Raw genomic sequence first — 13925 nt, 5'->3', positions numbered from 1 at the left:
CACCCGGTGCGCGCCGCACTGCTTGGTGCGGGTCCGGGCACAAGGGGCGGAGGCGCCGCCGAGGGCGCCGTCCCGTGTGCCCACCCGTCCCGCCCAGCGGGACGATTGCCCACACGGGGGTGGGCGAGGGGGGCGACGGGACGATTGCCCACACGGGGGTGGGCGAGGGGGGCGACGGGGCGGTTGCCCACACGGGCGGTGGGCGACGGGGCGACGGGGCGGTTGCCCACACGGGGGTGGGCGCGGGGCCCCTCAACCCCCGGCCTGCTCCGGCACGTCCGCGCGCCACGGCTCCCCCGGCACCACCAGCGGTGACCCCGTCACCGGGTCCGGGACCACCATCGAGCGGAGCCCGAAGACGTCCCGTACCAGCGACTCCGTCACGATCTCCCCCGGCGCCCCCTCCGCCACCACCCGCCCCGCCTTCATGGCGATCAGATGGTCGGCGTACCGCGCCGCCTGGTTCAGGTCGTGGAGGACGAGGACGACGGTGCGCCCGCGCAGCCGGTTCAGGCGGCGGACCAGGTCGAGGACCTCCACCTGGTGGGCGATGTCCAGATAGGTCGTGGGCTCGTCGAGGAGCAGCAGGTCCGTCTCCTGCGCGAGGGCCATCGCGATCCACACCCGCTGCCGCTGCCCGCCCGACAGCGCGTCGACGGACCGGTCGGCGAGCGCGGTCACGTCCGTTCGGGCCATGGCGTCGGTGACGGCCCGCTCGTCCTCCTCCGACCACTGCTTCCACCAGGCCTGGTGCGGCTGCCGCCCCCGCGACACCAGGTCGGCGACGGTGATCGCCTCGGGCGCCACGGGGGTCTGCGGAAGCAGCCCGATGGAGCGGGCGATCTGCTTCGTCGGCAGCTTCGCCAGCTCCTCCCCGTCGAGCAACACCGCGCCACCGGCCGGCTTGAGCAGCCGCCCGAGCGCTCGCAGCGTCGTGGACTTGCCGCACGCGTTGGGCCCGACGATCACCGTCACCTTCCCGTCGGGGATCGCGAGGTCCAGCTCGTGGACGACGGTGCGGTCCTCGTAGGCGAGCGTCAGCTCGCGCGCGGTCAGCCTGCTCGTCATGCCTTGCCTTCCGTACGGCTCCGGACGATGAGCCAGATCAGATACGGGGCGCCGATCGCCGCCGTGAGGACACCCACCGGCAGTTCGACGGGGGAGAAGAGCCGCCTGCCGACGAGGTCGGCGAGGACGACGACCGCGGCGCCGGTGAGCGCCGAGCAGAGCAGCGGGATCTGCGCGGTCCGCGTCATCCGGCGGGCGATCTGGGGAGCGAGCAGCGCCACGAAGTCCACCGGCCCCGCGACACCCGTCGCCACGGACGCGAGGACGACCCCGACGGCGACGAGCCCGAGCCGGACCCGCCCGAGCCGTACGCCGAGTCCGGTCGCCGTGTCGTCGTCGAGGGACACGGTCCGCTGGGCGCGGGCCGCCCAGAGCACGGCGGGCAGCAGGAGGAGCAGCGTCCAGCGGATGGGCGCGGACTCGTCCCAGCCGCGCCCGTTGAGGGAGCCGGTCATCCAGATCTGCGCCTGCTGGGCGACGAGGTAGTCGCCCTTCGTCATGAACAGGGTGGTGAGGGACCGCAGGGCGATCGCGAAGCCGATGCCGATGAGGACGAACCGGGTCGCGTGCAGCCCGCCGCGCCACGCGAACGCGTACACGAGCGCGGCGGCGAGCACCCCGCCCGCGACCGACAGGTACGGCAGGACGGTGTACGAGGTGAGGCCGAAGGTCATCGCGGCCACGGTGACGGCCCCGGCGCCCTGGCTGATGCCGATGATGTCGGGGCTGGCGAGCGGGTTGCGGGCGACGGTCTGGATGAGGGCGCCCGCGATCCCGAAGGCCGCGCCGACGGCGAGGGCGACGACGAGCCGGGGCGCGCGCAGCTCCTCCACGACGAACGTCGAAGGTGACGCCTCCCCGAGCAGGACGCGGAGGACCTCGGAGGGTTCGACGAACCGTTCGCCGACGCAGAGGTACGCGACGCTGGACGCGGCCAGGAGCAGCAGCAGGCCCACGGCGACGAGGGCGGAGCGCCGGTGAAGCAGGAAGGAGGCGCGTCCGGCGCGCACGATCCCGTACCCGGCGGGCCTGGTTCTCAGGTCCACGGCGGTCACGCCGGCACCGCCTTCCGCCGTACGAGCGTGACCAGGAACGGAACGCCGATCAGCGCGGTCATCACCCCGGCGGGCACCTCGCCCGGCGGGAACACGATCCGCCCGGCGACATCCGCCACGAGCAGCATCACCGGACCGATGACGGCGGCCATCGGCAGCACCCAGCGGTGGTCGGAGCCGACGACGGCCCGCGCGATGTGCGGGACGGCGAGGCCGACGAAGGCGACGGGCCCGGCGGCGGCCACGCCCGCCCCGGTGAGGACGGTCGCCCCGACCCCGCCGACGATCCGCACGGTCGCGACCCGCTGCCCGAGCCCCTTGGCGACGTCCTCGCCGAGCGCGAGCGCGTCGAGCCCGCGCGCGACGGACACGACGAGGACCGCGCCGATCAGCAGGAACGGCCAGATCTGGCCGACGAGCTGCGCGTCCCGGCCGTCGAGGGAGCCGATCTGCCAGAACCGGAACTCGTCGAGCGCGGAGGCCCTGGTGGTGAGGATGCCGGTGGTGACGGACAACAGCAGCGCGTTGATCGCGGCCCCGCCGAGCGCCAGCTTCACGGGCGTCGCCCCGCCGCGTCCGCCGGAGGCGATGGCGTGGACGGCGACGGCGGCGAGCGCGGCGCCCGCGAACGCGAACCACACGTACCCGGTGAGGCTGTGCACCCCGAAGAAGGCGATCGCGAGGACGACACCGACGGAGGATCCCTGGCTGATGCCGAGGATGCCGGGGTCGGCGATCGGGTTGCGGGTGATGCCCTGGAGCGCGGTGCCGGCGAGGGCGAGCGCGGCGCCGACCATGAGCCCGATGAGGGTCCGGGGGACGCGGAGCTGCCGTACGACTTCGGCGTCGGGGCTCGTACCGCCGTGCAGCAGTGCGTCGAGGACCGTGGAGGGCGCGATGGGGCGGGCGCCGACGGCGAGGCTGAGGAGGACGGCGAGGAGCAGGGCGACGAGAGCCGCCGAGGTCGCGAGGACCCGTCTGGTACGGAAAGCGGCTGGCATCAGGACCCATCGGGTGGCGCGTCGGGCGGTGCGGGGTTCGGTAAGGCTTGGCTCAGTGTAAGCAGCACCGAGATTCGAACATCAGAGCCCGATGTCCCCCAGAATGGCCACTATGCATACCCCGCCCTCCGCCCCCGCGACCTCCCTCACCGTCGGCTTCGACCTCGACCTGACGCTGATCGACACCCGCCCCGGCATCAAGGCGGCCTGGCAGGCCTTCGCCGCCGAGACCGGTGCCGTGATCGACGCGGACCTCGTCGTGACCCGCCTCGGCCCGCCCCTCGAACACGAGATGGCGTACTGGTTCCCCGAGGAGCACGTCCCGGAGATGGTGATCCGCTACCGGGCGCTCTACCCCTCGTACGCCATCGAGCCCTCGCACCCGATGCCGGGCGCCCGGGACGCCGTAGAGGCCGTCCGCGAGGCCGGGGGCCGCACGATCGTCGTCACCGCGAAGAACGGCCCGCACGCCGAGCTGCACCTCGCCCACCTCGGCATCGAACCGGACGCGGTGGCCGGCGGCCTGTGGGCCGAGGGCAAGGCGGAGGCCCTGCGCGCCCACGGCGCCCAGGTGTACGTGGGCGACCACGTCGGCGATGTCCGCGGCGCCATGACGGCGGGCGCCCTCTCGGTGGCCGTGGCCACCGGCCCCTGCGCGGCCGAGGAACTGAAGGAGGCCGGCGCGGACGTGGTCCTGCCGGACCTGACGGACTTCCGCCCCTGGTGGGAGGGCTACCGGGCCTGAACCGGCGCCGCCGGACCGCCCCGCGCCTGCCGCCGCTGGGCGGCGATCGCCCGCAGCACCCCGGCGCCGGCGACGAGGAACCCGACCCCCATCAGCATGGAGACGGTGTACGCCACGGTGGGGAACGGGTCGGTGCCGAGGAACAGCGGAGCCACGGTGACCAGCGTCGCTACCGCGCCGACGGCGAAGAGGATCACACCGGCCTTGACGAGGCCGTCACCCGGAGCGCTGTCGTTCGCCGGTGCGGCGTGGGTTTCAGTACGCATCCGGCCAGGGTAGTTCCCAGGCCACAGGAACACACCGGCACCGTCTTGTCACCGGCCGCCGGACCATTAGCCTTGGTGCCGACGGGTCGGCCGACCCGCTGTTTGCCATACCCATCGACGAGTACGAGGACGAGGACAGACGTGCCTACCGGCAAGGTCAAATGGTTCAACAGTGAGAAGGGCTTCGGCTTTCTCTCCCGTGACGACGGCGGCGACGTCTTCGTCCACTCGTCGGTACTCCCTGCCGGAGTCGACGCACTCAAGCCGGGGCAGCGGGTCGAGTTCGGGGTCGTCGCCGGTCAGCGCGGCGACCAGGCGCTCACCGTCACGATCCTCGACCCTACGCCGTCCGTCGCCGCGGCCCAGCGCCGCAAGCCCGACGAACTGGCGTCCATCGTCCAGGACCTGACGACGCTCCTGGAGAACATCACGCCCGCGCTCGAGCGCGGCCGCTACCCGGAGAAGGCCCAGGGCGCGAAGATCGCCGGCCTGCTGCGGGCGGTCGCCGACCAGCTCGACGTGTAAGTCCGGCCACGGGAACTGGGTCCCGCTACGGGAAAGCGAGCGCGTCCGGGCCGAGGGGCGGTACGAGCCCCTCGGCCGCGGCGCGGGTGAGCAGCCCGCGGACCGCCGCGTAGCCGTGCTCGCCGAGGTCGGCCGTGAACTCGTTGACGTAGAGGCCGATGTGCTGGTCGGCCACCTTCGGGTCCATCTCCTGCGCGTGCTCCAGGACGTACGGCCGTGAGGCGGCCGGGTCGTCCCAGGCCATCCGCACCGAGGCGCGGGCGGCCGCGGCGAGCCGCTCAAGGGTCTCGGCGCCGAGCGAGCGGCGGGCGACGATCGCGCCGAGCGGGATCGGCAGACCGGTCGTGGACTCCCAGTGCTCGCCCATGTCGGCGAGGCAGTGGAGCCCGTAGTTCTGGTACGTGAAGCGGGCCTCGTGGATGACGAGCCCCGCGTCGACCTTCCCGTCCCGCACGGCGGGCATGATCTCGTGGAACGGCATCACGACGACGTCCCCGACCCCGCCGGGCACGCTCTCGGCCGCCCAGAGCCGGAACAGCAGATACGCGGTGGAACGCTCGCTCGGCACCGCGACCGTCTTCCCCGCGAGGTCCGCGCCGGTCCCCGCATCGCGGGTGAGGACGAGCGGCCCGCAGCCCCGGCCGAGGGCGCCGCCGCAGGGCAGCAGCGCGTACTCGTCGAGGATCCACGGCAGCACGGCGTACGACACCTTCAGGACGTCGTGGGTGTCGGTGCCGCTCTCCGCCCAGCCGTTGGTGACGTCGATGTCGGCGAAGGTCACGTCGAGGCGGGGGGCGCCCGGGACGCGGCCGTGGGCCCATGCGTCGAAGACGAAGGTGTCGTTCGGGCAGGGCGAGTAGGCGATCTTCAGCTTGGTCACGACGGCTCCAGCTCCAGCTTGGTCACGACGGCTCCAGCTCCACGAAGACGGTCTTGCCGAGCAGCCGGAAGGCGTGCCCCAGCGACTCCAGGGCCTCGCCGATGCGCCACGCGGCCCGGTCGCGGGGGCCGACGGCGTTCGACACGGCCCGGATCTCGACGACGGGGACCCCGTACCCGGCGGCGGCCTCGGCGACGCCGAAGCCCTCCATGGCCTCGGCGGCGGCCCCCGGATGGCGTTCCGCGAGCTCGGCGGCGCGGCCGGCGGTGCCGGTGACCGTCGAGACGGTGAGGACGGGTGCGACGGTGTGCGGCAGGCCCCCGGCGGCCAGGGCGGCGGCGATACGGCCGGTCAGGGCCTCTGGCACGGGGTGCGCGGACCGCCCGAAGCCGAGCTCCTCGACGGCGAGGAACCCGCCTGGGGTCTCGGCGCCGAGGTCGGCGGCGACGACGGCCGCCGAGACGACGACGGAGCCGAGCGGCGCGCGGGAGGGGAATCCGCCGGCGATCCCGGCGGAGACGATCAGGTCGTAGGGGTGGCGGGGGTCCATGAGGGACGCGTACGCCAGAGCGGTCCCGGTCGACGCGGCCACGGCGGCGGGTCCGACCCCGCCGACGAGGACATCGATCCGGCCGGAGTCAGGGCCCGGGTGACGGCGCAGCACGAGGCCCCCCGGCAGCGGAAGGAGCTCCGCGTCGCCGGGGCCGCCGAGACCGTGGCCGAGGCCGGCGGCGACGGAGTCCGCCTCCGCCGCCACGGCCGTCACGATCAGGATCCGGTGGGGCACCGGAGGATCAGGATTCCTTCTTCAGCTGGAAGTGCCAGACACCGGTCAGCTTCTTGCCGGTGTTCTCGACGATGGTCACCTGGGTGTTGTCGGTGGCCTCGGCGCCGGGCTGGGTGGAGAAGAAGGCGCTGGCCGGAATGGTCCGGTACGTCTTCTTGTACGGCTCGGGCTCGGCCTGCTGGCCGCCGAGGAAGATCGTCCAGCCGTTGTCCGCGATCTCGGGGTCCACCCCGAAGCGGATCTTGTCGTCCATCGCCACGGTGATGGACTTCTCGGCCTTCTTGTTGAGGCACTGCTGGATCTGCGACTCCTTGATGGCCTCGCCGTCGTTGTAGCAGGAGGCCTCGGAGTGGATCGAGTCGGTCCCGACCGTCACGGTCGCGAGCGGAGTCGGCTTGTCGCAGGCGGAGAGGACGAGGAGGCCGGCCGAGACGGCCCCGAGGGCGACGGCGGCCCGGCGGCGCGAGCCGGAGAAGAACGCAACGGTCATGAGCCGAAGGCTATCGGGCCGCCGGGCCCGCGCCACGCGGGGGTACGGCGTGCCGCCCTCCCGTACGAAACGGGCCCGCCCCACCCGGTGGGACGAGACCTACGCCACCCGGGCCTTCGGGCGGCCCTTCGACCCCGGGCGGCGGCGGGCGGCGGCGAGCAGGCCGCGTACCGCGAGCAGCGCACCGAGGCCGAGGATGCAGGCCGCGACGGACATGCCGAGGGTCCCGTTCAGCGGCAGCGCGATCCCGATCGCGCCACCCACCACCCACGCCATCTGCAGGGCCGTCTCCGAGCGCGCGAACGCCGACGTCCGTACGACCTCCGGCACGTCCCGCTGGATCAGCGCGTCGAGGGACAGCTTCGACAGGGCCTGGGTGAGACCGGCGACCGCGCCCAGGACGGCGACCATCACCCCGCCGAAGAACACCGCCGCACAGACCGCCGTACCGAACACCACGCTGATCATCGTGGCGATGATCACCTCGGGCCCGTGGCCCCGGTCCCGGAGCAGCGAGCCGACCGCCGTCCCGCACGCGTTGCCCACGCCCGCCGCCACACCCACGATGCCGAGCGACACGGCGGCGCTCTGCCCCGACAGCGGATGCTCGCGCAGCAGGAACGCCAGGAAGAAGATCAGGAAGCCGGACAGCATGCGCTGGGCCGAGTTCGCCGCGAGACCGCGAAGAACCGAAGGACCGACCGTCCGCAGGCTCGGCTTCTTCTCGCCGTGCGTCAGCAGGTGCGCCCGCCGCTCGCCCTTCGCCGAATCCACCTTCGGCGGCATCCGCCACGCCCAGAACGTTCCGAGCAGGAACAGCACACACGCCCCGTACAGCGGCCAGCCCGGCCCGACCATCTGAAGCCCCGCCCCGATCGGCGCGGCGACCCCCGTCGCGAGCAGCCCGGCAAGAGTGACCCGGGAGTTCGCCTTGACCAGCGAGAACGTCGGTGGGAGCAGCCGTGGCACGACCGCGCTGCGCACCACCCCGTACGCCTTCGAGGCCACCAGGACCCCGAGCGCCGCCGGATACAGCTCGATGCCCCCGGTCGCCACCGCCCCCGACATCATGATCGCGAGGACCGCGCGGGTCAGCATCGCCCCCGCCATCGCCGCCCGCCGTCCGTGCGGGATGCGGTCGAGGAGCGGACCGATCACCGGGGCGAGGAGCGTGAAGGGCGCCATCGTGACGGCCAGATAGAGGGCGACCCGGCCGCGGGCCTCGTCCGTCGGCACCGAGAAGAAGACCGTGGACGCGAGAGCGACCGTGATCATGACGTCCCCGGCGCCGTTCACCGCGTGCAGCTCGATCAGTTTCCCGAGCCCCGACTCGCCCGCGCCGTGCGCGTGCGTCGCCTTCCTGATGCCCCGCGCCGTGCCCGTGAAGGGCAGGTGCAGGGCACGACCGACCGACCGGCCCGCTCGGCGGAGCGGTCCGGCATGATCTTCGGATCGTGCGGGAGACCGTGCGGCTGCCACTCCGTCATAGTGCCCCACCGGCACGCCGGACGAACCGTGGCGCGGCGGACGAGCCCCCTCCGACCGCCACGCCGGACGAACCGTGGCGCGGCGGGCAAGCCCCCTCCGACCGTCCTCCAGCCGTCCTCCGACCTCCTCGCGCGGCCCTCCGATCCCCCCTCCCGCTGTCCATGATCCGGGCCACTTGGGGCGGGCATGTGGGCTGAGGCCCGCGAACGGGGTAGCGTGCGTAGCGCGTCACCGGCGGAAGCTCCCGGCCGCGCGCCTCTTCGGCATCCCGCAGAATGGATGACGATAGGTGTGCCCGAGACACGCGAGACAAGTCGGGTGCGCGGACGTCGATGCGGCCCCCAGGTCCGCTCCGCCCGCCGCCCGTGGCTTCGCTCCCGCCCCTCGGCCGGCGCACCCGTGAGACGGCGTAGGAGAGAAGCGAGACCTGTGAGTGCTGCGACGACGCGAAGCGGTACCCCGCGTACCCCGCGAGCCACGCGTATCCCCGACCGCCTGTGCGCCGAGGCCGTAGACCTCGCGCGGGAGGCCGCCGAGGAGGCGGCCGCGCCCGGCATCGTCGGCGCACACGTCGACGTCGTCGCGGAGGGCGACCGTGTCGTCACCCACTACTTCGAGTCCAAGGAACCCGGCTACCGGGGCTGGCGCTGGGCGGTCACCGTCACCCGCGCGTCCCGCGCGAAGAACATCACGCTTGACGAAACCGTCCTGCTGCCCGGCTCCGACGCCCTCCTCGCCCCCGAGTGGGTGCCCTGGAGCGAGCGGCTGCGCCCGGGCGACATGGGCCCCGGCGACCTCCTCCCCACCGAGGAGGACGACCTGCGCCTGGAGCCCGGCTACACGGGCGAGGACGCGCCGCCGCCGAACTCGGCGCTGTCCGAGGAGCTGACGGACCACCTCGACGTCGAGGACGCGGAGATCGTCACCCGCGTGCCCTCGCGTACGGCCATCGCCGCCGTCGCCGAGGACCTCGGCATGCGCAGGGCCCGCGTCCTCTCCCGTTACGGGCTCCACCTGGCCGCCGACCGCTGGGACGAGGCCTTCGGCCCCCGGACCGCGATGGCCCAGGCCGCCCCCGCGACCTGCGAGTCCTGCGCCTTCCTGGTGCCGCTGGCCGGCTCCCTCAAGCAGGGCTTCGGCGTCTGCGCGAACGAGTTCGCGCCCGCCGACGGCCGGGTCGTCTCCCTCGGATACGGCTGCGGGGGCCACTCCGAGGCCGCGATCATGCCGACGCCGCCGCGCCCGGCGCCCCCGGTCCTGGACTCGATGGCCACGGACGCCTTCCCCCTCCGCCCCGCCAAGGACTCCGGCTCGACCACCGAACCGGACGACTCGTCGGAGGACCTGGGCCACTCGTAGCCGCAGCCGCCCGTCCACCGATCCGGAACCGGGCCGGGCGGCAGGGCGCCGACGCGTCACGCGGCAGGGCGAGGGCGGCGCGCGCGGTACCTTCGGGCCCGGGACTTCAGGTCCCGGAAGCACCCCCCCGCCCCCAGAGTGGAGTCAGACGTGAGCGTCAGCGTCCGGACGACGACGACCGACGACGAGACCGACCCCTTCGGCACCGCCCGGCTCCGGCAGGGCGTCCTCGACGCCTGGGGCGCCTCCCCCGCCCGCTTCCGGGAGGACGCCAACGCCGAGGAGGACCTCGCCCTCGGCGGCTACCGCGACCGCCTCGTCGTCGAACTCGCCCAGAACGCCGCCGACGCCGCCGCCCGCGCCGGCGTCACCGGCCGCCTCCGCCTCACCCTCCACCCGGCGGACCAGGACGGCCCCGCCGTCCTCGCCGCCGCCAACACCGGCGCCCCCCTCGACGCCCCCGGCGCCGAATCGCTCTCCACCCTCCGCGCCTCCGCCAAGCGCGAGCAGACCCACGGCGCCGTCGGCCGCTTCGGCGTCGGCTTCGCCGCCGTCCTCGCCGTCACCGACGAGCCCGCCGTCCTCGGCCGCCACGGCGGCGTCCGCTGGTCCCTCGCCGAAGCCCGCGAACTCGCCGCCGACACCGCCCGGCACAGCCCCGGCCTCGGCGACGAACTGCGCCGCCGCGACGGCCACGTACCCCTGCTCCGGCTCCCGCTGCCCGCCGAGGGCACCGCCCCCGACGGCTACGACACCGTCGTGGTGCTCCCCCTCCGCGACACCGCCGCCCGCGACCTCGCCGAACGGCTCCTCTCCTCCGTCGACGACGCCCTCCTCCTCACCCTCCCCGGCCTCGCCGAGATCGTCGTCGAGACGGCGGAGGGCGTACGCACCCTGACCCGCTCCGACGACGACGGCTACGTACGCGTCGAGGACACGGCCACCGGCACCCACCGCTGGCGGACCGTCACCCACGGCGGCCCCCTCGACGCCGACCTCCTCAAGGACCGCCCGGTCGAGGAGCGCCTCCGCCCCCACTGGTCCGTCACCTGGGCCGTACCCGTGGACACCGAGGGAGCCCCCCGCCACCCCCGTACGACCCCCGTCGTCCACGCCCCCACCCCCACCGACGAACCCCTCGGCATCCCCGCCCTCCTCATCGCCTCCCTGCCCCTGGACACCGCGCGCAGGCACCCGGCGCCCGGGCCGCTCACCGACTTCCTGGTGCAGCGCGCGGCCGACGCGTACGCCGAACTCCTCGCCGACTGGCAGCCGATCACGACCGCCACCCTCGACCTCGTCCCCGGCCCCCTCGGCAAGGGCCCCCTCGACGGGGCGCTGCGCGAGGCGATCCTGGACCGGCTGCCGCGCGTCGCGTTCCTCGCGCCCGCCGCCCCCACCGAGGAACTCCCCGCGCTCCGCCCGATCGAGGCCGAGGTCGCGGAGGGCGCGGGCGCGGAGACGGTCGACGTCCTCGCCGAGGTCTTCCCGACGCTCCTCCCGGCGGGCCTGGAGCGGCGCCCGGAACTCCGCACGCTCGGCGTCGGCCGCGTACCCCTGACCGAGGCGATCGACCGCCTCGCCGGGGTGGACAGGCCCCCGACGTGGTGGTGGCGCCTGTACGACTCCCTCGCCGGCGTCGACCCGGACCGCCTGACCGGCCTCCCGGTCCCGCTCGCGGAGTCCGAGGAGGGCGCCCGGATCCGTACGGCGATCGGCCCCCGCCAGGTCCTCCTGCCGCAGGACAGGACCCCCGCCGAACTGACCCGGCTCGGCCTGAAGGTCGCCCACCCCGAGGCCGCCCACCCCCTCCTGGAGAAGCTGGGCGCCCTGCCCGCCACGCCCCGCGCGGTCCTGACGACCCCGCAGGTACGGGCGGCGGTCGCGGCCTCCCTCGACGCGGGCGAGATCTGGGACGAGGACGGGGACGCGCTGGACGCGGACGAACTCGCGGACACGGTCCTCGCGCTCGTACGGGACGCGGAACTCGACCCCGGTGAGGAGCCCTGGCTCGGCGCCCTCGCCCTCCCCGACGACGAGGGCGAACTCTCCCCGGCGGCCGAACTCGTCCTCCCGGGCTCGCCCTTCGCCGCCGTCATGCGCGAGGACGAACTGGCGTACGTGGACGCCGACCTGGCCGCCCGCTGGGGCGAACAGCCCCTCGCCGCCGTCGGCGTCCTCGCGACCTTCGCCCTGGTCCGCGCCACCGACCTGCTCCTCGACCCGGACGAGGTGGAACCGCGCGAGGGCGACTACCCGGAGCCGGACGACGCCGGGCTCCTCGACGCGGTCGACGTGTGGTGCGAGGACGTCCTGGACCGGCTGCCGGAGTCGCCGGTGCCGCCGGTGGCGACGGAGATCGTGGCCGTACGGGACCTGGACCTGGTGGACGACGAAGCCTGGCCGCAGGCGCTGGCCATGCTCGCCCAGCCACCCCTCCGGGACGCCCTGACCCAGCCTGTACGGGTCCTCCTGCCGGACGGCACGACGGAAAACGTCCGCTCGTACACGGCCTGGTGGCTCCGCGACCACCCGGTCCTGGACGGCCGGCGCCCGGCGGGACTGCGCGCCGCGGGCACGGATCCGCTCCTGATCGGTCTGTACGACTCCGCCGACGCGACCGGCTTTGAAGACGAGCAGGTCCTCCGGGCCCTGGGCGTACGCACGTCGGTCGCGTCACTCCTCGACGAACCGGGCGGCGCGGCGGAACTCCTGACCCGCCTGGCGGACCCGTCGAGGGAGGTGTCACCGGTCCAACTCCACGCCCTGTACACGGCCCTGGCGGACCTGGACCCGGAGCAGGTGACGCTCCCGGACGACCTGCGGGCCGTGGTGGACGGCACGCTGACCGTCGTGGACGCGTCGGAGGCCCTGGTGGCGGACGCCCCGGACCTCCTGCCCCTGGCGGGCGGCCTGCCGCTGCTCCCGGTGGCGCCGGCGCGGGCGGGGGACCTGGCGGAACTGTTCCAGGTGCGGCGCCTCAGCGAGACGGTGGAAGCGGAGGTGACGACGGAGGGCGAGGAACACGAGGTCCCGGACGCCGTCCGCATCCTCCTGGGCCCCGCCACCCCCACCACGTACATCGAGCACGAGGAACTCCGGGCGGCGGGAACGGAACTGGACTGGCGCCGCACCCCGGACGGCGTGGTCCACGCCTCCACCCTGGAAGGCGTGGCGGCGGGCCTGGCCTGGGCGGCGGGCCAGTGGCCCCGCCGCTTCGAGGTGGCGGCGCTCCTGGAGGACCCGTCGAGGACGACGGAACTGGCGCGGGACCGCTGGTTCGACTGAGCCCGTGCGGGTCCGGGCCTAGCGAGTCACGCGGTAGCGCAAGTAGTGGACTCCTGACGCGAAGGTGCGGGTCTCGACGAGTGCGAGATCCACCCGGCGCTCGTCCCGGGGAAAGAACGGAATGCCACCGCCGACGAGTACCGGGTGGACCACGACCCGGTACTCGTCGATCAGACCGGACGCGGCGGCCTCGGCGGCGAGAGTGGCGCCGCCGATCGCGATCTCGCCGTCCCCCGGCTCGGCCCGCAGCCGCTCGATCTCCTCGGCGAGGCTGCCGGAGGCGAGGCGGGCATGGCCCTGCACGGTGGACAGCGTGGTGGAGAACACGACCTTGGGGAGCGGATTCCAGAGCGCGATCCACTCGCGCGCGGAGTCGTCGAGCGAGGGATCCTGGTCGGCGGTCTCCCAGTACAGCATCGTCTCGTACAACCGCCGCCCCAACAGGTGAACGCCGACCCCCCGAATCTCGTCGATCCAGAACCGAAAGACCTCGTCGTCGGGAGCCGTCCAGTCGAAGGTCCCGTCGGGCCCGACGATGTAGCCGTCAAGAGAGACGCCCATCGAATAGGTCACGCTACGCATCAGAAGTCCTCCTGGGTAAGGGCTTCGAAAGTACGACCGCGGAGAAGAATCTCCCGCACCAACGCCCCGAATTCCGCCGTCTGGGCCCGATTGCGGGGCAGGCCGGCGCTACCGCGCTGACGGGGGAGGGGCGGGGGCGGCGCGGGAGGCACAAAGGCCCAGCCCCCGGGCGGGCTTCTGGTGCGGCCGCCCTCTTTCCGAGTGTGGCGTCCTCTACAACCGCGGCCCCGCTGGTCTGTCTGAGTGGGTGGTGGTCGTGGTGGATTTCCTGCACCAACTCGGGGATTTACGTCTCCGGGCCTCCCTTCGGGGCTAGTTACCGGGGGTAGGACGGAGTTACCCAACTGCGCCGCCTCTTTGGGGCCTCTTCCCCCCCCACCGGGAGTGACCA

The 13925-nt window shown here is 73.9% G+C and carries 13 protein-coding genes; 4 read left to right on the top strand and 9 right to left on the bottom strand.

Going from position 1 to position 13925, the window contains the following annotated elements:
• Positions 1–252: 252 nt before the first annotated feature.
• The 3 genes from ABT034_RS31245 to ABT034_RS31235 are packed head-to-tail and all read right to left on the bottom strand — an operon-like array spanning position 253 to position 3124.
• A complete protein-coding gene (locus tag ABT034_RS31245; RefSeq protein ID WP_351220437.1) occupies positions 253–1068 on the bottom strand; it encodes an ABC transporter ATP-binding protein in 816 nt (271 codons plus the stop codon).
• Positions 1065–2123: a FecCD family ABC transporter permease gene (locus tag ABT034_RS31240; RefSeq protein WP_351220436.1), complete on the bottom strand. Its 1059-nt coding sequence runs from the start codon at positions 2121–2123 to the stop codon at positions 1065–1067. The genes ABT034_RS31245 and ABT034_RS31240 overlap by 4 nt, the downstream gene beginning before the upstream one ends.
• The gene (locus ABT034_RS31235) at positions 2120–3124 is read right to left on the bottom strand and encodes a FecCD family ABC transporter permease (RefSeq protein ID WP_351220435.1); all 1005 of its coding nucleotides are present in this window, start codon (positions 3122–3124) and stop codon (positions 2120–2122) included. The genes ABT034_RS31240 and ABT034_RS31235 overlap by 4 nt, the downstream gene beginning before the upstream one ends.
• Positions 3125–3236: 112 nt before the next feature.
• Between ABT034_RS31235 and ABT034_RS31230 the strand changes: the two genes are divergently transcribed.
• Entirely contained in the window at positions 3237–3869 is a 633-nt protein-coding gene (locus ABT034_RS31230) for an HAD family hydrolase (protein WP_351220434.1), read from the top strand.
• Here ABT034_RS31230 and ABT034_RS31225 read toward each other — a convergent pair.
• Entirely contained in the window at positions 3857–4135 is a 279-nt protein-coding gene (locus tag ABT034_RS31225) for a hypothetical protein (RefSeq protein WP_351220433.1), read from the bottom strand. The two genes, ABT034_RS31230 and ABT034_RS31225, sit on opposite strands and share 13 nt — an antisense overlap.
• A gap of 141 nt (positions 4136–4276) precedes the next feature.
• Here ABT034_RS31225 and ABT034_RS31220 point away from each other — a divergent pair, with 141 nt between their 5' ends.
• Positions 4277–4660, top strand: a complete 384-nt coding sequence (locus ABT034_RS31220) for a cold-shock protein (protein WP_351220432.1) — start codon at positions 4277–4279, stop codon at positions 4658–4660.
• Between the two features lie 25 nt (positions 4661–4685).
• Here ABT034_RS31220 and ABT034_RS31215 read toward each other — a convergent pair whose 3' ends face one another.
• The 4 genes from ABT034_RS31215 to ABT034_RS31200 all read right to left on the bottom strand — a co-directional run bounded on the left by ABT034_RS31215 (position 4686) and on the right by ABT034_RS31200 (position 8296).
• Positions 4686–5540, bottom strand: a complete 855-nt coding sequence (locus tag ABT034_RS31215) for a 1,4-dihydroxy-6-naphtoate synthase (RefSeq protein ID WP_351220431.1) — start codon at positions 5538–5540, stop codon at positions 4686–4688.
• A 22-nt stretch (positions 5541–5562) separates the two neighbouring features.
• Entirely contained in the window at positions 5563–6327 is a 765-nt protein-coding gene (locus tag ABT034_RS31210) for a futalosine hydrolase (protein WP_351220430.1), read from the bottom strand.
• Between the two features lie 7 nt (positions 6328–6334).
• Positions 6335–6817, bottom strand: coding sequence for a DUF2771 domain-containing protein (locus tag ABT034_RS31205; RefSeq protein ID WP_351220429.1), 483 nt, complete (start codon positions 6815–6817; stop codon positions 6335–6337).
• Positions 6818–6916: 99 nt separating this feature from the next.
• Positions 6917–8296, bottom strand: coding sequence for an MFS transporter (locus ABT034_RS31200; protein ID WP_351220428.1), 1380 nt, complete (start codon positions 8294–8296; stop codon positions 6917–6919).
• Positions 8297–8734: 438 nt separating this feature from the next.
• Here ABT034_RS31200 and ABT034_RS31195 point away from each other — a divergent pair, with 438 nt between their 5' ends.
• On the top strand, positions 8735–9664 hold the full coding sequence (locus tag ABT034_RS31195; protein WP_351220427.1) for a DUF3027 domain-containing protein: 930 nt from the start codon (positions 8735–8737) through the stop codon (positions 9662–9664).
• Positions 9665–9802: 138 nt separating this feature from the next.
• Positions 9803–12952 (top strand): sacsin N-terminal ATP-binding-like domain-containing protein, encoded by a 3150-nt coding sequence (locus ABT034_RS31190; RefSeq protein WP_351220426.1) that lies wholly within the window; start codon positions 9803–9805, stop codon positions 12950–12952.
• An 18-nt stretch (positions 12953–12970) separates the two neighbouring features.
• Here ABT034_RS31190 and ABT034_RS31185 read toward each other — a convergent pair whose 3' ends face one another.
• Positions 12971–13534, bottom strand: coding sequence for a dihydrofolate reductase family protein (locus ABT034_RS31185; protein ID WP_351220425.1), 564 nt, complete (start codon positions 13532–13534; stop codon positions 12971–12973).
• Positions 13535–13925 lie beyond the last annotated feature (391 nt).

This window comes from Streptomyces sp. NPDC002773, assembly GCF_040295605.1.
In the GTDB taxonomy this organism is placed as follows: Bacteria; Actinomycetota; Actinomycetes; order Streptomycetales; family Streptomycetaceae; genus Streptomyces.
The sequence above is the reverse complement of the archived record's forward strand: the minus strand, read 5'-3'. Positions and strand labels throughout refer to the sequence as shown.

Bases quoted from the DNA above. Each gene is read 5' to 3' on its own strand.
- ABT034_RS31225 (WP_351220433.1), bottom strand. From the start codon at position 4,135: ATGCGTACTGAAACCCACGCCGCACCGGCGAACGACAGCGCTCCGGGT.
- ABT034_RS31185 (WP_351220425.1), bottom strand. From the start codon at position 13,534: ATGCGTAGCGTGACCTATTCGATGGGCGTCTCTCTTGACGGCTACATC.
- ABT034_RS31205 (WP_351220429.1), bottom strand. From the start codon at position 6,817: ATGACCGTTGCGTTCTTCTCCGGCTCGCGCCGCCGGGCCGCCGTCGCC.
- ABT034_RS31245 (WP_351220437.1), bottom strand. From the start codon at position 1,068: ATGACGAGCAGGCTGACCGCGCGCGAGCTGACGCTCGCCTACGAGGAC.
- ABT034_RS31230 (WP_351220434.1), top strand. From the start codon at position 3,237: ATGCATACCCCGCCCTCCGCCCCCGCGACCTCCCTCACCGTCGGCTTC.
- ABT034_RS31235 (WP_351220435.1), bottom strand. From the start codon at position 3,124: ATGCCAGCCGCTTTCCGTACCAGACGGGTCCTCGCGACCTCGGCGGCT.